The 22,130-nt window shown below is 52.8% G+C and carries 13 protein-coding genes; 9 read left to right on the top strand and 4 right to left on the bottom strand.

Translation table 11 applies throughout. From position 1 onward, the window contains the following. Positions 1–111: 111 nt before the first annotated feature. The 3 genes from OZX72_RS07380 to OZX72_RS07370 all read right to left on the bottom strand — a co-directional run bounded on the left by OZX72_RS07380 (position 112) and on the right by OZX72_RS07370 (position 1,853). Complete coding sequence (locus OZX72_RS07380) at positions 112–1,104, bottom strand: LuxR C-terminal-related transcriptional regulator (RefSeq protein WP_277158057.1); 993 nt, start codon at positions 1,102–1,104, stop codon at positions 112–114. 114 nt (positions 1,105–1,218) lie between these two features. Then, positions 1,219–1,641, bottom strand: a complete 423-nt coding sequence (locus OZX72_RS07375) for a hypothetical protein (RefSeq protein WP_277158056.1) — start codon at positions 1,639–1,641, stop codon at positions 1,219–1,221. Beyond that, positions 1,638–1,853, bottom strand: coding sequence for a type II toxin-antitoxin system HicA family toxin (locus tag OZX72_RS07370; RefSeq protein ID WP_277158054.1), 216 nt, complete (start codon positions 1,851–1,853; stop codon positions 1,638–1,640). The genes OZX72_RS07375 and OZX72_RS07370 overlap by 4 nt, the downstream gene beginning before the upstream one ends. 479 nt (positions 1,854–2,332) lie before the next feature. On the opposite strand from OZX72_RS07370, the gene OZX72_RS07365 reads away from it, so the two are divergent. The 9 genes from OZX72_RS07365 to OZX72_RS07325 all read left to right on the top strand — a co-directional run bounded on the left by OZX72_RS07365 (position 2,333) and on the right by OZX72_RS07325 (position 19,542). Beyond that, on the top strand, positions 2,333–3,967 hold the full coding sequence (locus OZX72_RS07365; protein WP_277158053.1) for an FGGY-family carbohydrate kinase: 1,635 nt from the start codon (positions 2,333–2,335) through the stop codon (positions 3,965–3,967). A 77-nt stretch (positions 3,968–4,044) separates the two neighbouring features. Then, the gene (gene araA, locus OZX72_RS07360; protein ID WP_277159407.1) at positions 4,045–5,562 is read left to right on the top strand and encodes an L-arabinose isomerase; all 1,518 of its coding nucleotides are present in this window, start codon (positions 4,045–4,047) and stop codon (positions 5,560–5,562) included. A gap of 440 nt (positions 5,563–6,002) precedes the next feature. Next, positions 6,003–7,346, top strand: a complete 1,344-nt coding sequence (locus OZX72_RS07355; protein WP_277158052.1) for a sugar ABC transporter substrate-binding protein — start codon at positions 6,003–6,005, stop codon at positions 7,344–7,346. 316 nt (positions 7,347–7,662) lie between these two features. Then, on the top strand, positions 7,663–9,945 hold the full coding sequence (locus tag OZX72_RS07350; protein ID WP_277158051.1) for a beta-galactosidase: 2,283 nt from the start codon (positions 7,663–7,665) through the stop codon (positions 9,943–9,945). Positions 9,946–9,976: 31 nt separating this feature from the next. Next, positions 9,977–11,053 carry a LacI family DNA-binding transcriptional regulator gene (locus OZX72_RS07345; RefSeq protein ID WP_277158050.1) on the top strand — a complete coding sequence of 359 codons (1,077 nt, stop codon included), beginning with the start codon at positions 9,977–9,979 and terminating at the stop codon, positions 11,051–11,053. A gap of 248 nt (positions 11,054–11,301) precedes the next feature. Then, positions 11,302–15,402 (top strand): ATP-binding cassette domain-containing protein, encoded by a 4,101-nt coding sequence (locus OZX72_RS07340; protein ID WP_277158049.1) that lies wholly within the window; start codon positions 11,302–11,304, stop codon positions 15,400–15,402. A 213-nt stretch (positions 15,403–15,615) separates the two neighbouring features. Continuing rightward, positions 15,616–16,497: an aldo/keto reductase gene (locus OZX72_RS07335; RefSeq protein ID WP_277158048.1), complete on the top strand. Its 882-nt coding sequence runs from the start codon at positions 15,616–15,618 to the stop codon at positions 16,495–16,497. Positions 16,498–16,870: 373 nt separating this feature from the next. Continuing rightward, positions 16,871–17,986 (top strand): zinc-binding dehydrogenase, encoded by a 1,116-nt coding sequence (locus OZX72_RS07330; protein WP_277158047.1) that lies wholly within the window; start codon positions 16,871–16,873, stop codon positions 17,984–17,986. Positions 17,987–18,426: 440 nt separating this feature from the next. Continuing rightward, a complete protein-coding gene (locus tag OZX72_RS07325; protein WP_277158046.1) occupies positions 18,427–19,542 on the top strand; it encodes a Zn-dependent alcohol dehydrogenase in 1,116 nt (371 codons plus the stop codon). Positions 19,543–19,830: 288 nt separating this feature from the next. On the opposite strand, the gene OZX72_RS07320 is transcribed toward OZX72_RS07325, so the two are convergent. Further along, positions 19,831–21,513, bottom strand: coding sequence for an AIPR family protein (locus tag OZX72_RS07320; protein ID WP_277158044.1), 1,683 nt, complete (start codon positions 21,511–21,513; stop codon positions 19,831–19,833). Positions 21,514–22,130: the final 617 nt, after the last annotated feature.

The raw sequence follows: 22,130 nt of genomic DNA, 5'->3' as shown, positions 1-22,130 counted from the left end.
GTATTCGTGCATTCGCAAGCCAAATATTAGATTGCCTGTTCCTGCCTATATTCGCGTTTGGTATCGGCATTGTGCGTCCTCGAGACAGCGGGAAAGCCGTTCGCGCCTGATTTACTTCGTCCCGTTTGCCCTCTGGCTGACGAGCAGAGCACCAGTCCAGGTCTGCGTATGGCATTTGCCCTTGATATGGTTTCGATGAGAATAAATCGTGTTGACCGAAATGCCGAGCTGCCTTGCGACTTCGCGAGGTTTCAGACCTTTTCTGCTCAGCTCGACGACGCGCAATTCCATGGGTGTGAGCGGGACTACAGGTAAACGCCTCTGTTTGGCGGCTTTCATGCGGTTCCGTTCCGCTGCCAGGTCGTGGCCTTTGGGTCTCGATTCCGAGAAATCCCTGTTATGTTTTCTTTGATCGCTTTCTCGTAGGGAAATTTCACTTCGTTGTGAACATTTCCCATTACGGGGCGTTGGAATTCGGCCCCGCCCGAGTGCTGCAAACTCTGCTGCGTTTTTGGTTTTATCTGAACTGGCGAATCCATTCAATGGCTTGTCGTTGCGTTTTACAGTGGTTTGACAATAAGGTATCCCGCGAGAACAAGACAATTGGCCACTGGATTCTTTGCCGCCTTGAGCAGACGATGATCCCCTTTTCTTGCTTCCGTCAGCCGCACGCAAACGGCGACGAGGTGTTTTCTCGCGATAAATGGCATCGATGATTCGCGGTAGTTCGTGATTCAGCTTGTCTTTGCTGACAACGCACCGCACTTGCAGCGACTTCGCCGATGGTCGGGTATAGCGTTCGATGTGCGAAGCAATTCCGATAATCACAACATCTGGTCGCAGTCGTTTGATTTCGCGTGGAATATTCCTTTTGGTCCTTTCCAAAAGCGAAAGTTCCAGGATGACGGCATCGGCCGGATGGGTATCGTGCGCACACTTTTCTAAGCCATCCTTGAGATTGACGGTGCCCCATACTTGCAGACGGAATCCGTTGTAATTCTGCAGGTTGTTCAGATAAACCCTTTCGCAGTTCAAGGCCAACGGATCATCTTCAATGATGACTATGTTCAGTTCGCGTCGTTGCGGTATCTTTTTCTTTCTCATATCTCGATTTTAGGCAATATATTACAAATTTGCCAATTTATCGGGCAAAGTTCAAGCTTTCTTTATTTTTCCCCTTCTGGTTTGACTTTTATGAAATTTCGTGCAAGTCAAGACTTAGCAATTGACTAGTTGGCTTGCGCGTTGGTAGGAGATCCCTAGGGCCTGACCGATTTGACGCAGGGTAAGGCCGACTTGTCGCAATCCTTTTGCGGCTTTCCGAGACTCCTGCGCCGCCAACGTGTTCGCCTTCTTGGACTGCTCGCGGTAGTGCTTCATGGCCTCGAGATGTTCTTCCACCTCTTCGGGAAACTTCATTTCCTGCTTGATGGCGAAATTGCGGTCTCCTGTCATGATTTCGATGAGGTCGCGGGCCATGGTGTCCACTTCGCTCAAAGTCCGTGCCTGTGTCACCCCGACACCGGGAATGGTAAGAAACCAGTATTTTTCATCTGGTTCGACAGTGACCGAATAACTATCCTGGTGAACTGTTTTGTTGCCGTGTGCATCGTAGCCTGCTTTGAGTTTTTTGGGCCTCATTGCTTATCTTTCCTTTCTAGAGCGATTGCGACTTCTTTCATAATCGTTTCCGCTTGATGCTTCGCTATTTCTTTATGTCGGGGAATGGGAATCATTCGATTATTCAGATAGTAGATTTCGTGGTTTCCTCCTTGTCGTCTGTGATAAAACTCAGCCCCTTTTGCTTTGGCTTCCTTCTTTATTTGTTTGACAAGTAACTTCCTTTGAACCATATAGTAAACCCCAATCTAGACTTAAAACTCAACTCTGCACTAGATAAATCGATATTGTGTATCGCTTTCCTCGTGTTCTTCGTAGCTTAGGGAATTTGAGACGTAAACCGAGCCAAAAACGACCATTGTGGTCGGATGCTATGGCTTATCCACATCTCGGGCGTGTCGCGTCTGATTTATCCACATGATCGGTGGATGGTCGAATAAGGTTTTAAGGGTTGACTTGGCTTATCGTGCAATCGTAATGAGTCCGATTTATGGAAGATGTCCTGTTGGCAACGGCTACGTGTAAAATAATGCTTAGCAAAATGTGAGCGTTCACATTACTGTAGAAAATATAACCAACGACGGTAATGCGAGGCTTACAGAAGCGAGGAATATGGCTCGTTGCGGCAGATAGGGTTATGGGCTTTATCGAAGGCAAAGGCGGTTCCGCGCGAAGACAGCAGTCCGGACGATAGTAAAGGAGCTAGATCACGATGGCAGTTGCAAAAGACACCACGGAGCAGGTGGCGGCGATAGCGGAGAAGATACGCGCAGGCAAGACCTCGCTCGGTATCGAATTTGGATCCACCCGCATCAAGGCCGTGCTTATTGATGACACGTATACCACGATTGCCGCCGGCGATCATGGATGGGAAAATCACCTCGAAAACGGGCTGTGGACCTACTCTCTTGACGAGGTGTGGTCCGGCCTGCAGGCGGCGTATGCGTCGCTCGCCTATGATGTCGAAAACGCTTACGGCGAGAAGCTGACGAAGATCGGCACGATGGGCTTCTCAGCGATGATGCACGGCTATCTCGCTTTCGATAAAGACGGCAAGTTGCTCGTCCCGTTCCGCACGTGGCGCAATTCCAACACGCATGATGCACACGAAAAGCTTTCCGAACTTTTCCAGTACAACATTCCCGAACGCTGGTCAATCGCGCATCTTTATCAGTGCGTTCTCAATAAGGAAGATCACGTAGCAAACGTCGCGTTCTTCACCACGCTCGCCGGTTATGTCCACTGGAAGCTCACCGGCAAGAAGGTGCTCGGCATCGACGATGCATCGGGCATGTTCCCGATCGATCCGGAAACCCGCAGTTGGAACCAGCACATGCTGGCGCAATTCTCGGCGCTTCCGGAAGTCGCGGCCCAGCCTTGGAAGATCGAGGATTTGCTGCCCACCCCGCTGGTGGCCGGAAGTGATGCGGGAACACTGACAGCCGAGGGTGCGAAACTGCTCGATCCGAGCGGCATCTTGCAACCCGGTACGCCGCTGGCCCCTCCGGAAGGCGATTCCGGCACCGGTATGGTCGCTACGAATTCTGTGCGCGTGGGCACCGGCAACGTCTCGGCTGGAACCTCGATTTTTGCCTCCGTCGTGCTCGATCATCCGCTCGAGCGTCTGCACCCCGAAGTCGATCTGGTCTCGACCCCGGCGGGCGACCCCTGCGGCATGAGCCACGCCAACAATTTCACCTCCGATTTGAATGCTTGGATGAAGGTCTTCAGCGAATTCGCCAAGGCCATCGGCACCCCGCTCGACGCCGGCACGCTCTATGGCACGCTGTTCCGCACGGCCATCGGGCCTGACGCCGATGACAACGCAGGCGGGCTCATCAACTACTGCTTCTACTCCGGAGAGTTCCTGGCAGGGCTTGAGGAAGGCCGTCCGGTCTTCGCCCGTGGCCCGGAAAGTCACATGAACCTCGCGAACTTCATGCGTGCCCAACTTTTCGGCGCGTTCTCGCCGGTCAAGATCGGCATGGACATCATGACCAAGGACGAGCATGTCAAGGTCGACTCGATGGTCGGTCACGGCGGCATTTTCACCACCCCGAAGGTGGCGCAGAAGATTCTTGCCGCTGCGTTCGACACCCCGATCAAGGTCATGTCGACGGCGGCGGAAGGCGGCGCCTGGGGTATGGCGGTGCTCGCCGATTACCTCTGGCACAAAGATACCCCGCTTGATAAGTACCTCGACAAGCGTGTCTTCGCCGATGCCCAATCGACCACCGAAGAGCCCGATCCGAAGGATGTCGCCGGTTTCGAGGACTTCTTCGCCCGCTTTACCAAGGCGCTGCCGATTGAGAAGGCCGCCATCAAGACCATTGACTTGGAAAGCTGAACCGAAGCTTAGCCAGGTCAAGGCTTACCAATCAAAAATGTTAACCCAACAATGAAGCACAACAAAAGGAAGTAATGATGACATTCGAAAATCCATTTGAAGGCAAGACCGTCTGGTTCGGCGTCGGCTCACAGGACCTCTACGGCGAGGAAGCGCTGCGTCAGGTCGCCGAGCAGTCCACGAAGATCGTCGACGCGCTCAACGCGACCGGCAAGATTCCGGTCAAGCTGGTGCTGAAGCCCACGCTGAAGTCCTCCGACGGTGTGAAGCAATTCATGACCGAAGCCAGCGCCGACCCCAGCTGCATCGGCGTCATCGCATGGATGCACACGTTCTCGCCGGCCAAGATGTGGATTCGTGGCCTTGAGGTGCTCACCAAGCCGCTGCTGCAGCTCAACACGCAGTTCCACAAGGAGATTCCGTGGGACACCATCGACATGGACTTCATGAACCTGAACCAGTCCGCCCACGGCGACCGTGAGTTCGGCTATATCGTCACCCGCCTCGGCATCCCGCGCAAGATCGTCGTCGGCCACTATACCGATTCCGAAGTCGCCGAGAGAATCGCCACTTGGGTCCGCGCCTGCGCCGGTTGGAACGAGTCGCAGAACATGCGCGTGATGCGCTGGGGCGACAACATGCGCAACGTCGCCGTCACCGAAGGCGACAAGACCGAGGCCGAGCGTGTCTTCGGCACGCAGGTCAACACCTGGGCCGTCAACGAGCTGGTCGGCTACTACGAGAAGGTCAAGGACGATCAGGTCAAAGACATCATCGAGGACTACAAGGCCAAGTACGACGTGGCCCCGGAGCTCTTGGATTCCCGCTATGAAGAGCTGTTCATCGCCGCCAAGGAAGAGGCCGCGATGGTCAACATGATGAAGGACAACGGCGCCACCGCCGCCGTCGACAACTTCGAGGACCTCGGCACCCTGCCGCAGCTGCCGGGCGTCGGTGCCCAGCGTCTCCCGAGCGAATACGGCTATGGCTTCTCCGCCGAAGGCGACTGGAAGACCTCGGTGCTCGTGCGTATCGCCAGCGTGATGGGCTATGGCCTTGAGGGCGGCTCCAGCTTGATGGAGGACTACTCCTATAACTTCGTGTCGGGCCACGAGATGGACATGGGCTCGCACATGCTTGAGGTCTCGCCCTCGGTCGGCACCATCGCCAAGCCGAAGCTCGAGATTCATCCGCTCGGCATCGGCAACAAGTCTGATCCGGTGCGTCTGGTCTTCACCGTCGCCCCGCACAAGGCCGCCACGGTCATCTCCATGGCCGACATGCGTGAGCGTTTCCGCTTGCTGATGGACGTGGTCGATGTGGTCGAGCCTGAAGGTTCCTTGAAGGCGCTACCGTGCGCCCGTGGCCTCTGGAAGCCACGCCCGAGCCTCAAGACCGCGGCCGAGTGCTGGCTGCGTGCCGGCGGTTCGCATCACACCTGCATGACCACCTCCTTCGGTCGTGAGGGCTGGGAGGACTTCGCCCGCATCGCCGGTGTCGAGCTGGCGACCATCGATGAGAACACGACCCCGCGCGAGTTCGAGCGCGATCTCGAGATCTCCGAAATGTATCATCGCCTCGACAACCGCTGCTGAAGTTGGCCAGCCGTTTGATGGCGGTTGAGCCGCCGAATACCGCCGAAAGCGTGTGGTATTCAAACTGCCGTCTTTTCGATGATGGTCATGCTGCATCACCCTTGATTGGCCGCTTGAGGCCGAACCAATAAACCAAGTCGGACACTCTGTGGGAATCCACGGGGTGTCCGACTTTTTGTTGAAAGTTCTGTCAAGAGCACTGGCAGGGCTCAGAATCTCTTCTTGAATATGTTTTGCTAGAAATTACTGTATTACAATAAAATGGACATACCGACTCGAATTGACAAACTGATGCTCCTGTGTAATATAGAAATTGAAGCTGATACACAGTTGTACCAAACAATTGGGTATCCAAGGAGAAGCGCCTTATCAAGGCGATTCTACCGAAAGATAACCCAAGTAAAGCTCATGTAATGACAGCACCAAGCAAAGGAGCCGAAATGAGTAACGTAAAGAAGGTAGTCGCGGTTGTAGCCGCTGCGGCGACGATGGTAGGTCTGGCAGGATGTGGTTCGGGCAGCCAAGGGAACAAGGGCTCTGACTCCAAGGCCGATTTGGTTTTCTGGGGCTGGGACACCGGAAACTCGATGAAGAAGATCATCGCGAACTTCGAAAAGGAAAACCCGGGCGTCACCGTGAAGTTCAATAACACTGGAACCGCCGAGAAAACCTCCACCGCGTTGACCAATGCCGTCGCGGCCAAGAAAGGCATCCCGGACGTGGTGATGCTTGAGGATCCGACGGTTACGCAGTTTGCGGTCACTGGTGACCTTTCGGATCTGAGCCAGTTTGGCGCGGATAAGCTGGCCGATGATTTCACCGCTGGTCCTTGGAACAAGCTGCAATATAACGCCAAGCCCTACGCGCTTCCAATCGACGCTGGCCCTGAGATGTTCTTCTATAACAAAGCTGTTTTCGACAAAGCCGGGGTCGACGGCGAGTCCATCAAGACCTGGGATGATTACTATGAGGCCGCCAAAAAGGTCAAGGCCGCTGGCTCCTACATCACCAACAGTTCAGGCAGCTCAGGCGATTACCAGCCGTTCACCGCGCAGGCTTGGCAGGCCGGCGCAAAGCCTTGGAAGGTCGACGGCGAGAAGATCACCATCGATATGACCAAGGATGAGGGCATGAAGCGCTATATCGACTTCCGTCAGAAGCTGATTGACGAGGACCTCATCGATACCAAGACCGCGAACTGGTCGGACGAATGGAACCGTGAGCTGAACGACGGCACCCTCGCCTCGCTGACCATTGGCGCTTGGATGCCGGTCAACCTCATTTCCGGCGCTCCAGATCAGAAGGGTAACTGGCGCGTAGGCTCGCTGCCTCAGTGGGAAGCCGGCAAGCAGGTATCCGCTGAAGATGGCGGTTCGGCGCTCGCCGTGCCGAAAGCCGGCAAGTCGCAGGCTGCGGCCTATAAGTTCGTGCGTTACATGACCCATGATGCTGGCGCTCAGCAGATGGCCGATTCCGGCACGTTCAGCAGCTTGAAGAAGATTCTGAACTCCAGCTCCTTCACCGATCCGACCACCGCTGCTAACAAGAAGGTCAACGATTACTTCGGCGGTCAGAATGTCAATAAGATTCTCGCGGAAGGCGCACAGCGCCCGGTTGAGAAGTTCCAGTATCTGCCGTACAACCCGTTTGCCCAGACTGCTTATGGCGACGAAATCTCCAAGGCGTATAGCAAGAGCATCACTCTGGAGAAGGCCATGGAGAATTATGCCCAGAAGCTCGCCGACCACGGCAAGCAGGAAGGCTACTCCGTAACCGTCAAGTGACGCACGTAGCAGCATAAATACATGAGTGGAGAAGATCGTGGCATTGCCGACGTTCTTCTCCGCTATTACAAAGGAGTGAATTTTGTCAACGAAAATAGCTGAGTGAACCAAAGTAAAACAAACCTAACCAATCAAACCTAACGAAGCAAATCAAACAAAAAGCAAAGTCAGTCAAGCAAGTCAAGTAGCCAAACTAGCCGAACAATCCAGCCGGTCCGGCCAAAACAAATCAGCCTGGCCAAACCAAACTGCAACTAGTAACTCCGGAATACCGCTTTATCCCAACCGGCTAATCATCAATAAGGAACCAACTACTATGTCTGTTCGTAATACGACAACTCTTAGCCGCGATGGCCGGGGGCCCCGTCGTCAATTCCGATGGCCGAAACTGCTGACGTCTGATGGGCGCGGCATCGCCTATGGCGGCGACTACAACCCCGACCAATGGCCCGAAGAAGTCTGGGACGACGACATTCGCCTGATGAAAGAGGCAGGTGTCAATGTCGTGGCTTTAGGGATTTTCAGTTGGGGGCGCCTTCAGCCCGCTCCGGATACTTGGGACTTCGACTGGCTCGACCGCATCGTCGACAAGCTCGGCAAGGCTGGCATCGCCATAGATATGGCCTCCGCCACGGCGACCGCTCCGATGTGGCTCTATGAATTGCATCCCGAAGTACTTCCCGTGGAATCCGATGGCACAATCGTCCATCCCGGCTCGAGGCAGTCGTGGAGCCCGTCAAGCCCGGTGTTCCAGGAATACGCGCTGGCACTGTGCCGCAAAATGGCCGAACGTTATAAAGACAATCCCTACGTCGTCTCTTGGCATGTTGGCAACGAATACGGCTGGAACAATCGGCATGACTACTCGCAAAACTCGCTTCACGCCTTCCGCAAGTGGTGCAAAAGGGAATACGGCACCATCGAGGCCGTCAACGACGCCTGGGGCACCGCGTTCTGGTCGCAGCAGGTACGTTCGTTCGACGAAATTGAGTTGCCGATGCACCCCGGCGACGAGACGATGGTCAATCCCGGACTTCAGTTGGATTTCGAACGTTTCGGCTCCGAGGCCCTGAAGGATTTCTATCGGGCCGAACGCGATGCAATCGCCGAAATCTACCCTGATAAACCGTTCACCACGAATTTCATGGTGGCTACCAATCAATGCGTGATGGATTATGCCGATTGGAGCGACGAGGTGGATTTCGTCTCCAATGATCAATATTTCGAGCCGGGCGTGAAACATCTTGACTCCTTGCTGTGCGGCGATGCCTTGGTCGATTCAATTTCGCTGCGTAAACCTTGGTATCTGATGGAACATTCGACTTCGGCGGTGCAGTGGAAACCTGTCAATGCACGCAAGCGTGACGGCGAATTGGTTCGTGATGCTCTGGCGCATGTGGCCATGGGGGCCGACGCCATCAATTTCTTCCAATGGCGGCAGTCGAAGGCTGGCTCCGAGACCTTCCATTCCGCGATGGTCCCGCACGCAGGCGAAGAAACCAAGGTGTTCCGTGAAGTCTGCGAGCTGGGCAAGGTATTGGATATGCTTTCCGCTGCTGGCTTGCAGGGCAGCGAGCTCGAGGAATCGGACACGGCCATCCTTTTCGACGCCGAATCCGAGTGGGCGGTGAACTGCAAGACGCTGCCAAGCAGAAAACTCAGCCACTGGAATGATGTTTCGGCATGGTACAGCGCTTTTCTGGACACTGGGCATCGTGCTGATGTCGTGCCGTTACGTGCCGATTTCAGTGATTATAAGACCATAATTTTGCCAAGTATCCTGCTGCTTTCCGACGAGCAGGTCCGGCGTCTCGAACGGTTTGTATCTCAAGGTGGCACGGCGATCGTCGATTATGCTACCGGCCTCGTCGATGAGCATTTCCATGTGGGGCTTGGAGGCTATCCGGGTGCCGGAAATGGTCTGTTGCGCAAGGTTCTCGGAATCAATGGCGAAGAATTCAACATCCTCGGTGCAATCGAGGGTGAACCGGATTCGTTACTTCTTAGTAATGGAGCTATTTCGAAACTATGGCAGACCGTGGTTCGTTCCCATGCCGACTCGGCGGCCGTGCTCGCCAGATATCAGGGACGCGGGGCCAAGGATTGGGAGCTCGAAGGCGTCCCAGCGATTACATGTAATGCATATGGCAAAGGGAAGGCATACTATATCGGCTGTGATTTGGATCGTGACGCGTTAGCGGCGCTCTCTCAGGGCTATCTGGGATCGGATACTATCAATGCCGATACCATCTCCGAAGCCCAAGCCAAGGCCGAAACCGAAATGCACGACCAAAACCATATCATCTACGAAAAGGAAGATGGTTTTGATAACAATTCGAGCGAAAATCGCGATCTGGTCCATATCCGCCGGAAAAGCGACAAGCAGGTTTTCGATTTCTACTTCAACCGTGGCCGTGGATCGGTCAAAGTAGGGCATATCGACGGCGATGTCCTGTTCCTCTATCGCGGCTATACCCGAAATGTCGAAAGCGAATCGCAGTGGCTTAAAAAGGGCGAGGATGTCGTGCGCAAACCCGCAGAGAATGCCTATATTCTTGAGCGCAATGGGATACTGATAACTAGACGACAGGGAATGTGATACATTAAAAACGAGGCAAAGGGGATATGAAATGTCGCACAACGGAACGCACCATGATTTCAGCGCGCATCACAAGCACGTTACGTTGCGCAGTGTCGCCGAGGTCGCCGGGGTGTCGCTGAAAACGGCGTCGAACGTCATCAATGGCACGGGTCGTATGACCGATGCTACGAGGAAAAGGGTTAAATCCGTCATTGAGGACATGGGTTACCGGGTCAATATCGCCGCCCGCAACCTGAATCGCGGGCTTACCGGTTTTATTACTCTTGCTGTGCCGTCGCTGACGCCGCCGTATCTCGCGCGATTGGCCAACCGCGTGATCGATGAAGCCCGCAAACACGGCTATTCGGTCTATGTCACCACCTACGCGGAGGGTTCGGCAAAAGGTGCACGCGACGTGTTGCATTCGTTCAATCCCACCGTTTCGGACGGGATGATTCTCTCCATGAGCGAGTTTGAGGATATCTCTCCGGAAGATTTCGATGTCGACTATCCGCTCGTTGTGGTCGGTTCGCGCACCACTTGGCGGCGTGCGGACCACGTGACCCCGGACGATATACAGGCCGCCGAAAGTGCGACCGCGTACATGCTCGATCACGGGAGTTCGCGTATTGCGGTTATCGGTGCGCGCGAAGCGTTGGACGCGAAAAAGCTGCGCAATGCGGCAGAAGGTAACGCGCAGTTGCGAATGAAGGGGATTGTCGAGGAATGTCGCCGGCATCGGCGTCAACTTGATCCGGCGCTTGTCGGGGTCACTCCCGGTGATTGGACCATCAGCGCCGGAGTTCGCGCCACGCATCAGCTAATTGATACTGGCGTTCCGTTTGATGGCCTGATTGCGCTGAATGACCAGCTGGCTTTCGGCGCCCTTTTCGCGCTGGCGACTAGCGGCATCAGGGTTCCCGGCCAGGTGCAGGTTATCGGTTTCGATAACATCGAGGAATCCGCCTACCTGCAGACTCCGCTGACAACCATGGATTCTTGCCTGGATTGGACAGCTCCCACCGCCGTGGAGAGGATCATCGGCAGAATTCACGGGGAGATTACGAGCCCCGAACTGCTCAAGGTCAAGTCCAAGCTCATCGTGCGGCAGACGACGCGACCGTAAATGCTTTACAGAGAATGGATTGGTGATTTTATTGATTGACGCGACACGGCGCTCGACGAGTGTTGCCATCATTTTCACCAGTTTCGTTAACGCTGCAAGCCTATAAATTTAGTGCTTTTGTAATGAATTTCGCTTCGAGATAGCATCGTATTCAGCCTACAGTATTGTGTAATAGGCGTTTTCGTGGAATGCACCATCTTATTTCCTTTGATGTATGAGCCATGAATCGCCGCTGGAAAGGTGCTTTTATGTTCGATCGTCGGCTCTTCACCCTCGTTCCGCGCAGTGGCGCGTTCGTCGCAGCGAAAGTGCTGAGCCTTTGGGTTTCGCTGCTCGCCGATATCGGATTTGCGTTCATCGCCGTAGGGCTACTCGGCAATCTTTTCCCTGTGCTCACGTCCGCCAACGACAACCTCAAGCCAGCGGTAGTAAAAAAGCTCTTACATGATTTCCAGGCGGTTCCGCAGGGTTATTCGGCCTTCCTTTTTGCGCTGGTCATGGTGGCGATCATCAAATATCTGGCCATTCGCGCTTCTCATTTCTTCGGTACTGAAGCTTCGGAACGCGTCAAGATCGCTTTACGAGAACGTTTGTATAACAAAATGCTTGATTTGGGACCCACTTATTCCGAGCATGTTAAAACCGCCGATGTGGTGCAATCGCTGGGTGAGGGTGTCGACCATATCCAAAGTTTCTTCGAAGCCTATCTGCCGCAACTCGTTTTCGCAGTTCTTGCGCCACTGACCCTTTTCGTCGCGGTTCTGCCACTGAACGCACCGACAGCGGCACTGCTGTTGGTCTGCGTTCCTATTATCGTCGGCATCGTCTGGTGGGTGTCGGTGGCGACATCGCGAGTGTTCAATCAATACTGGGACTCCTACACCGATATGGGCGCCACATTCCTCGACAATGTTCAGGGCTTGGAGACGCTCAAGACCTTCGATGCCGACGAAGCTGCCGCCAAACGCATGAATGGCAAGTCAGAGGAATTTCGCAAGACTTCCATGAAGGTCCTTCATCTCGAACTTCGCGCGCGCCTGGCTCTGGATCTGGTTTCTTTCGGGGCGACGGCCGGTGGCATCGCCATCATTGTCTGGCAGGTAGCCACTGGGCATCTGAAGCTGCCCGCGGCTTTGGTGGCTATTCTGCTTTCGGTCAGCTTCTTCGTGCCGTTGCGCAAGCTCGCTTCTTGCTCCGATACCGCGATGAACGGCGTGGCGGCGATCAAACGGATTTATGCGATGCTGGACGTTCCGGTTTCCGGAGATGGGCAGTCGGCTTTGCCGCAGGGTGTGGAGGATTGCTCGATCACCTTCCGCAACGTCGATTATACGTATAAACCGATTGCCTCTGTCGTCGATAGCGAGGCAGGCGATAATGGCAGTGCCTCCATTCAAGATATTGTCTCCAAGAATGACAATGCCTTGAATAGTGACACTACCGCAAAGAACGTGGCCGACTCCGATGATAGTAACAATTCGGAAGCCCACAAAGCCTTGGATGGTGTCAGTTTCACCGCGCGCGCGAACGGCTTCACCGCCATCGTCGGGGTGAGCGGTTCCGGCAAATCCACTGTCGGCGCGCTGATTGCCGGCACTCGCAACGACTATGAGGGTTCTATCCGTTTGGGCTACAGGGTGTTGGGAAGCGTGGGAAGCTGCGAGTTGCACAGCCTCAAGAATCGTTCGCTGTGCGACGCGGTCACGCTGGTCGATTCCCGCAGCCACCTTTTCACCGGTTCCCTGCGCGAAAACCTGCTGATGGCCAAGCCCGATGCCACGGCCAACGAAATGTGGCTTGCCCTCGAAGGCGCTCACATTGACGATTTCGTTTATTCCCAGCCGCAACGCCTCGATATGCGTATCGAACAGGATGCCAGCAACCTTTCCGGCGGGCAGCGTCAGAGGTTGGCCATTGCCAGAGCTTTGTTGCGCGAGAGCCCGATTTATGTTTTTGACGAGGCGACGAGCAGCGTCGATGCGGAAAGCGAAGCGCTGATTGACGTGGCGATTCGTGACTTGGCCCGCACACGAACGGTCATCGTCATCACTCATCGTCTGACACAGGCACGTGACGCGAATAATATTGTCGTTCTTGATGGCGGACGGGTCGTTGAAAGCGGCACGCACGATGAACTTATGTCGAGCCGCGGTCGCTACGCCACGATGTTCGAAACCCAGGCGTCGATTGAGCACGTTTCGCACCGCAACAGCTGGGGGAGTGCCTACGCCAAGCCGCAGCCAGCCAACCCCAAGGTGCGCAGGCCGTTTGATTTTGCGTTGCTCGATTATCAGAGTCACGATGATTTCGATGATTTTGGCAATCGTTCCTCCCAGACTCGAGACCCCGAGTCTTCGGAAACGCAGGTGCAACAAGGGCATCAGACGCGCCATCGCTTGGCTGCTACTGCCGGTAAATCAGTGAAAACCGAAGCCGCGCGCACCCATACTGCAACGCTCAAAGCGGCGGTGGGTTCCGCCAAACGTGCCGCATCTGCAGTTACCCAGACTTCGACGAGGAAATCCGGAGTCGCTTCGTCCGGTCTCTATAATTCCGCTCTTGCCGCTGCCGGGAGCCGACATTCCAATGGCACGCGTTCCTACGAGCCGGCCAAACGGCACGATGAAAGTGAAGCGATACTCGATGTCGCGAACCGTCCACACGGCGAGAACAAACAGATGGGGACGTTCCATCTGACGCTGAGGCTGCTTGGTTGCGTCGGTCGCCTGACGCCGTTCGTCGTGGGCGCAAGCGTTTGCGGGACCATCGAGCGCCTTGCGGAAACCTTCATGCCTGTTTTCGGCGTGCTGGCGCTGATGGCGGTTTTCGGTCATCCCGTCTGGGATGTGAACGTCGCCTTCGCGCTCATTGCCGCCGCCGTGTGTGCGATTGCTAAAAGTCTTATGCACTATGCCGAGGAATATATGAACCACGAAATGAGTTTCCGCGTGGTCTCGCTCTTCCGTTCCAAGGCCTTCGAAGCGCTTCGTCGGCTCGCACCCGCCAAACTCGCGCGGCGGGGCAAGGGCGACCTGACCACGCTGGTGACTTCCGACGTGGAATTGTTGGAGACCTTTTTCGCGCACGCCATTTCACCGGTGATTATCGCGCTGACGACTTCGGTGGTGATCGCGATAGCGCTCTTCACCTTAGACCCTTGGTTCGCGCTGTTGCTGATTGTCGCCCATCTGTTTGTCGGCGTTGCGCTGCCGCGTCTTTATGCGGGCAACGTGCGCGGAATCGGTGCCCGAATTCGCAACGATTCCGCCAAACTTGGTGACAGGCTCGTCGATGACATGCACGGTATGGACGAGATCATCAGGTTCAACCAAGGCCGTCGCCGCCTGACCGATATCATCGCCGAAGACAAGAATCTTTGGCTTTTCGAGAGCAGGCTGAGCCGTAAAGACGGTGTGTTCGGGGGGCTCGGCGCGGTTTCGGTCATCGTCGCCACGTTTATCGCGGTGAGGGTCATGTTCGGTATCGTTACCGCCGATCCCGTCTCGATGGCCATGTGCGTGGTCGCGGTCATGATTATTTTCAGTTCGTTCGGCCCGACCCTCGCCTTGAGCGATTTGCCTGGTAATCTCAACCAGCCGTTGGCCGCCGCCAGACGTATGTTTGCCCTCTTCGACGAAGTGCCTGCGGTCGAGGAAACCGGAAAGGACAAGCCGAAATTCGAAACCGTTTCGCTTAAAGACGTGACTTTTGGCTACCCGCTTTCTTCTGCCGGTTCGACCTCCATTCCCGCTTCGGCATTGGTATTGAAAGACTTCAATTTCACCACGTTGCATTCAGGGATACTTGGTGTGCAAGGCCCGTCCGGACACGGCAAATCCACGATTCTGAAACTCATGATGCGCTACTGGGATCCGCAAGAAGGTTCCGTCGATTTCTCCGGCGAGCCGTTGCCGAATGTCGAGGCGCATTATCGTCGCCGCGTCGAGACGATGATGGATCAGGACACCTATCTTTTCGACGGCACGATTCGAGACAATCTGTTGGTCGCAGACCCGCGCGCCACGGATTCCGAGATGTATCAGGCGCTTCAACGCGCTTCCATCGATACGGTCATCGAGGCGTTGCCGGACGGTTTGAACACCCAAGTGGGCGAGCTCGGTTCCAGGCTTTCCGAAGGCGAGCGTCAGCGCATCAGCCTCGCCAGGATCTTCCTGACCGGCGCTTCGTTGGTGCTTTTCGACGAACCCACGAGCCGCGTCGACGCTTTGAACGAATCAGTCATCTTACATTCGATTAATACGCTCGCCAACGAACGCCCTGTCTCCATTGTGCTGGTTTCGCATCGCGCTTCCACGATGCAGATTGCCGACCGCGTCATCACGCTCTAGATTTGCCGGGCAGGGTTTGATTCCGTCGACTCCTCATTATCGGCTGTCTACACTGTCGGCTGGATGCTTGTCAGTTCCGGAAGACCGCTGAGTGAAGGTTTCCCGCAACTATTTTCTTGCTCGGACGTTGACGGATGCTGGAAATCGTTCACTTCTAGGTATATGGACGTGGTCGGCTAGTAGTCTGGGTACCAGTTGACGACAAAAGGAGCAATGTCGATGAACGCTGAAGAAACCAAAGGAACAGCAACGGAAATCCCTGATATCGCGTTAAGCGATGGCAATAGAATTCCGCAAATTGGACTTGGAGTGCTGCGTATCAGCGACGACGACGTGACCAGTGTCGTCAAGTCTGGCCTCGAGGTCGGTTACCGCCATATCGATGCCGCCGCGGGCTATAATAACGAGCCTGGTGTCGGCCGTGCGCTCGCGGAAACTGGCTTTAATGCCGGCGAGAAGCGTAAATCGCTCTGGGTAACCACCAAGCTCAAGGATTCCGAGCAGGGTTACGACAGCGTTCTTAAGGCTTTTGACCGACAGTTGGGTGATTTGCGCCTTGACTATGTCGACATGTACATGCTGCATTGGCCGACGCCGTTCAACTGGCGCTCCGGCGAAACGTGGAAGGCACTGATGAAGCTGCGCGACGAGGGCCGTGTGCGCACGCTTGGAGTCTGCAACTTCCTGCCGGAACATCTTGAACGTTTGCATCGGGAAACAGGGGAGTGGCCTACGGTCGATCAGATTGAGCTGCACCCCACCTGGCAGCAGCGTGAAGTCGTCGCCTTCTGCAAAGAGCACGGCATCGCCGTCGAAGCGTATTCCCCGATGGCCCGCGGAGCCGATCTCAATGCTGGCGATGGTACCATTGCCCGCATCGCGCAAGCCCATAATGTTTCACCCGCTCAGGTCATCCTGCGTTGGCATATCGAAAACGGCACCATCGTCATTCCCAAGTCCGTCCATACGGATCGTCAGCGTGAAAACCTCGACCTCTTCGGCTTCGCTCTGACCCCTGAAGAGCACGCGCAGATTGATGCGCTCGACGGCCCGACCCGTGCTGGTCATGATCCGATGACTTTCACCTACGCCTGAGAAGCGAAATAAGGTAAGATGCGGTTTCCTATGGCTGGGAATGAAAGAAGTGTTCTTCCGTATGGAATTTGACGGGATTCGATATTTCATCGGTTTGTTTCGAGATCGTTTTATCGATGGAAATGCGTCATTGCATTCGGGACGTCGATACCGGTGAAGTTGGAACGAATTTCTCTTAAAGTGACAAAATTCACTTCCCTCGATTGTTTTATTTTGTTTAAAGTAATTATAATATAATTATTGTTGTTCGTCTTGGGGACAGCGGAATGGGCTGCGCTGGATAATCAGCGCTCATATTCCGGTTGATTTTTCAAGCAAGCAATAATTGCGGGTTACGTCTGTAACCTGTAAAAGACGCAAAGGAGCGTGTATTATGCCGCAAACAATTAAAGCTTCAGTTGCTTATGGAATTGGAAAGGGGTTCGCTCAGCCCGAGGATATCGTCATTGACGATCCGATCGGTGCTGAGGTGCTGGTGGATGTGCAGGCTTCCGGCCTGTGCCATTCCGATCTGCATTTGGTGGAGGACGATGATCAGTTCTTCCCGTTCCCGGCAGTCATCGGCCATGAGATTTCCGGCATTGTGGAAGCCGTTGGTCCTGAAGTTGAAGGTATCAAGGTCGGTGATCACGTCGTTGCTTCTCTCGAGCAGGTGTGTGGTCATTGCGCGAACTGCTTGAACGGTCATCCGCAGTCCTGTTCTCAGCAGCAGGAGTGCGTGCGCAGATCGGGTGAGAAGCCGCGTCTGTCGTTCCCTGACGGCCGTCCGATTACCCAGGCTTTTGGCACCGGCGGTTTTGCCGAGAAGGCGCTGATTCATGAGAACCAGCTCGCTGTCGTCAACAATGAGGTGCCGTGGGATCAGGCCGCCTGCATCGGCTGCGCGACCATCACCGGCGCGGGTGCCACCATCAACACCGCGCATGTACGTCCCGGTGACATGGTCGCTGTCGTTGGTACTGGCGGTATCGGTCTGAATATGATTTCCGGCGCTCGCATTTGCGGTGCCAAGAAGATCATCGCCATCGACGTTTTTGACAACAAGCTCGAGTTTGCCAAGAAGTTCGGCGCTACGGATGTCATCAATTCCAAGAAGGAAGACCCGGTTGCCAAGGTCCGCGAACTGACGAACGGCGGTGTGGATGAGGCGTTTGAGGCCATCGGCATGGCTCCTACGATGAAGCAGTGCTGGGATATGCTCGGCGTTGACGGGAATGCATACTGCATCGGTTTGGCCAAGCCCGATGCGACGATCAACCTCGAGATCAACCCGGCGGATCTGCTGGTTCACCAGCGCGGTCTCAAGGGCGTCTGGATGGGTTCGACCAACATCAAGCACGACATCCCGATGTACGCCGATCTTGCCGTCGACGGCCGTCTGAATGTACGCGACCTGATTAGCCAGCATATCAACCTGAGCCAGATCGACGAGGCCTATGTCCAGCTGAAGAAGGGCGAGGTCATCCGCTCCGTCATCACTGAGTTCTGAAATTCGGCACGTTGGTGAAGCGCTAATTGGAATTGGATTTATATCCGATTGCCGCTTTACCCGCTATGGGCCGGTTCCTGCCTTTGGGTATGGAGCCGGCCCATTTTTATTTCCGGTAAGTGGATATCGCCCTTCACTGTTTTTATCGAGGTTAAGATCAGGGAGAGGCGCCAAATACCTGAGACGGGTGGGTTTGCCGCCGGGGATTCTATTGCATGTGATATTGAGATTTAGACTGGTTATATATTGTATTTTATAATGTCGTATTCTGGTTTATTTTTTGCATTTATGTGTGCTTACTGTTTATATTGTGTGAGTTTTCTGCGTTACGAATGTTTGTAAATGTTGCAGAAACGCGACGTTTCTTCGCTGCTTGCTGATGGAAGTCCGACCATTGTAATGTGAGATAGGTTACATTTTCGAGAATAAAAGGAGTAACCATGCCACAAAAAATCAAAGCTTCGGTTGCCTATGGAGTAGGCAAGGGATTCGCCCAGCCTGAAGAGATTATCATTGACGACCCCATCGGCGCTGAGGTACTGGTGGACGTTCAGGCTTCCGGCCTGTGCCATTCGGATTTGCATTTAGTGGAGGACGATGATCAGTTCTTCCCGTTCCCGGCCGTCATCGGCCATGAGGTCGCCGGCATCGTCGAGGCCGTGGGCCCCGAAGTGCAGGGCATCAAGGTGGGCGACCATGTTGTCGCTTCACTCGAGCAGGTGTGCGGCCATTGCGCCAACTGCCTGAACGGTCATCCGCAGTCCTGCTCGCAGCAGCAGGAGTGCGTCCGTAAGCCCGGCGAGAAGCCGCGTCTGTCCTTCCCGGACGGCCGTCCGATCACCCAGGCCTTCGGCACCGGTGGTTTCGCCGAGAAGGCGCTGATTCATGAGAACCAGCTTGCCGTGGTCAACAACGAGGTGAAGTGGGACGAGGCCGCCTGCATCGGCTGCGCCACCATCACCGGCGCCGGCGCTGCAATCAACACCGCGCACGTTCGTCCTGGCGACACCGTTGCCGTTGTCGGCACGGGCGGCATTGGCTTGAACATCATCTCCGGCGCTCGCATTTGTGGTGCCAAGAAGATCATCGCCATCGACCTGCTCGACAACAAGCTCGAGTTCGCGAAGAAGTTCGGCGCCACCGACGTGGTCAATTCCAAGAAGGAGGACCCTGTTGCCAAGGTGCGCGAGCTCACCAACGGCGGTGTGGATGAGGCGTTTGAGGCCATTGGCTTCGAGTCCACGATGAAGCAGTGCTGGGATATGCTCGGCGTTGATGGCACCGCGTATTGCATCGGCCTTGCCAAGCCCGATGCAACGATCAACCTCGAGATTAACCCGGCCGATCTGCTGGTTCACCAGCGTGGCTTCAAGGGTGTCTGGATGGGCTCGACGAATATCAAGCACGATATCCCGATGTACGCCGACCTCGCTGTCGACGGACGCCTGAACATGCACGACATCGTCAGCCAGCATATCAACTTGAGCCAGATCGACGAGGCCTACGTCCAGCTCAAGCAGGGCAAGGTCATTCGCTCCGTCATCACCGAGTTCTGATGCAGCTAAATTAAATGGAGGGTTCAGCTCTATTGAGTTGGGCCCTTCCGACATGTTTACAGGTTCGTCAATTCTGATTTCATTTAAACAGAAAGAACGGCTCATTACACTCTTGTTGTTTTGCTCCGCAAGAGGGAATATACCGGGTGTCTTTCCGTGCACAATTTATACGCCTCTTTGTCTTCACAGGCATATGTTTCCGTGGGGACAAAGAGACATAATTGAGTCGTCTATTGCCCTGTAGATTTTCTGATTAATGATACTGATCAGAAAATCCGATAAGACATTTTATTGCTCAATGTTTAAAGTTGAGTCGACAACTTTTCTGAAGCCAGGTTGAATTAGTTTACGAGGAGCCCGGATATCTTCATCTTCTTTGTAAGTCTTTTCAGCATTTTTTAAAATCTTGAAAGCTTGTTCGGGAGCAATATCATGGTTTGAATTATGGATCATATACAATATGTATAGATTCTCCTGCTTTGTGCATTTAAAAGTAGCTTTGTTGGAAAAATATTCCTCACAGTATTGGAAGACATTGTCTAAGAATTTACCGTCGTCATTTGGGAAAAGGTTGTTATACTCAGTCGAAAAAATTTTCTTTTTTTGATTAGTGGCACGACTTGGATCTTTTTTGATTGCATATAAAATTTGCCCAACCAGTTCAAGGCTAATGGATTGATTTTTAGGATTTTCTTTGCAAAGATCTCCAACTTTACGAAGATAAGTTATTCCGCCCAGTTTAAGCCGTTGTTCAATTAGCAATTGGACGTGATCAGTGGATTTAAGATCAACCGGTGATATCGCATTCTGACTATTTGTATATTCTGCAATCTTAGAACGAACGTTTGTGTCTTCGGTAGTAAAAATACGAGCTAGAACTTGGACTTGAGCTAATCTTTCCTCCGAAAATTCGTCTTGATTTGAATTGAACATAGTCCGAACAGTTTGTCCGCCATTAACGACTTGATAATTATGAATAGTTAAGATCGAAACACTATTACCATTTTTACTTTCCTGTCTAACCTTCTCACAAACAATAGTTATGCCATTATTGTAGGTGAAAAAATTTGAAGGATCATTTTTTATTGTATTCAAAATGCCCTGATTGTAGTCACTCCGAGTCAAGAACCCACGAACATTTTCAAAGAGAAACCCTGAATCAAGATGCTCATTTTCAAGATTGCCGTATTCTTCAATATTACAATCCAAACGTTTATCTGAGTCTTTACCCAAAATTCTGATTATATCAGCCATGGTTAGTGTAACTAGATAAGAAACATTGCCCGTTGCGCTATCTATGTGTCTCATCATTTCATCGCTTTTTACTCTAATTTTTGCTGTAGTTAAGCGATTTCCTGTTCCTGGTTTTTCCGCAAGTGCATCTACAATGTCTGGTAGTACAAAACCGTCGATATGAATTTGGTTCTTTACTAAGAATAATTTTTGGTGCTCTCGGGCATTTTGTGATAAACCATTATCTTCATTAGAAACCAAGATTAAGTTCATTGACCAATCTTGATTAGACTCATCATAAATCTGCTGAATTTTTTGTAATTTTGTTTTAGTTTTGCAGGCAGTTAATCCAGACAGATCCATGCTACCATTTTGAACACCTGCAATAAATTTACCAGCATCTAAGACGACTTTGTCACTCAGGCTGCTTCCTTTTTTATAATTTTCCCTATATTTGAAATTGAAAAGATTTATAGTTGACTCTTCATCATTTATATATACAGCATCAACCCCTAGATCATCATTTTGAACGCCATGAATTTTCGCTAAATAATCAGTATCGATGATCATATTGTCGAGTACGTCAAATTCAGTAATTCCAGTTTTTATTGAAAGTACTAAAAAATAAAACCCAAATCGGGCTTTATCTTTTTCCGTAAGCAAAGCTGGATCCACCCGAACGTCATTTTCCGAATTCATGAATGAGTCAAAACAATTAATGGCAATCTGTTCTACCATAGTGTAATCCATTGATTGATCTAAATTACCAGGCATGTTCTACCTTCTTGTTTCTCTAATTAATAAAAAAGAATATTCATGTGAGCCCTTACTTGTAAGGGGCTCACAGACAATAGTCTCTATATCTGCTGAAGTCTATTATCGGCAATTCTTGCATCGAGACTGGTTCGTAACTGGATTTACTCGACCATCATTCATATCTCTAAAACCGAAATCGCTTAGAGGTTTTTCTTGATGGCATTTCGGACAAATACGCATTGGTCCTTTTTGAGAATCATATCGATGAAACTCAATGATCATTTTTCTATTATTAGGATTTGCCATTTTGCACTCTCCTTAAGCGAAGCGGGAAAATAATCTTCGGGGCTTTTGCAAGTATCCGATTTATAATACAACAGATTTATTGTTAGATATTAATATTTATCAAATAGTAATTCGTAAAATTGGATCGCATATATTCAGCGTGTTAATAGAACGCAAAATGACAGCGGGATGCGGACAATAAGTTGTGCACTTTTGGTTTGCAGCCATGGTCATCTTCGCACAGTGTTTCACCTTGTTGGCCGTTACCGATTGAAACGCCACACACAGGTGATCAGGGCTGCAAACCAAAAGTG

Origin of the sequence: Bifidobacterium sp. ESL0769 (assembly GCF_029395495.1) — a bacterium.
Classification (GTDB): domain Bacteria; phylum Actinomycetota; class Actinomycetes; order Actinomycetales; family Bifidobacteriaceae; genus Bifidobacterium.
Note: the sequence above shows the minus strand (reverse complement) of the source record. Positions and strands in the feature narration are given on the sequence as shown.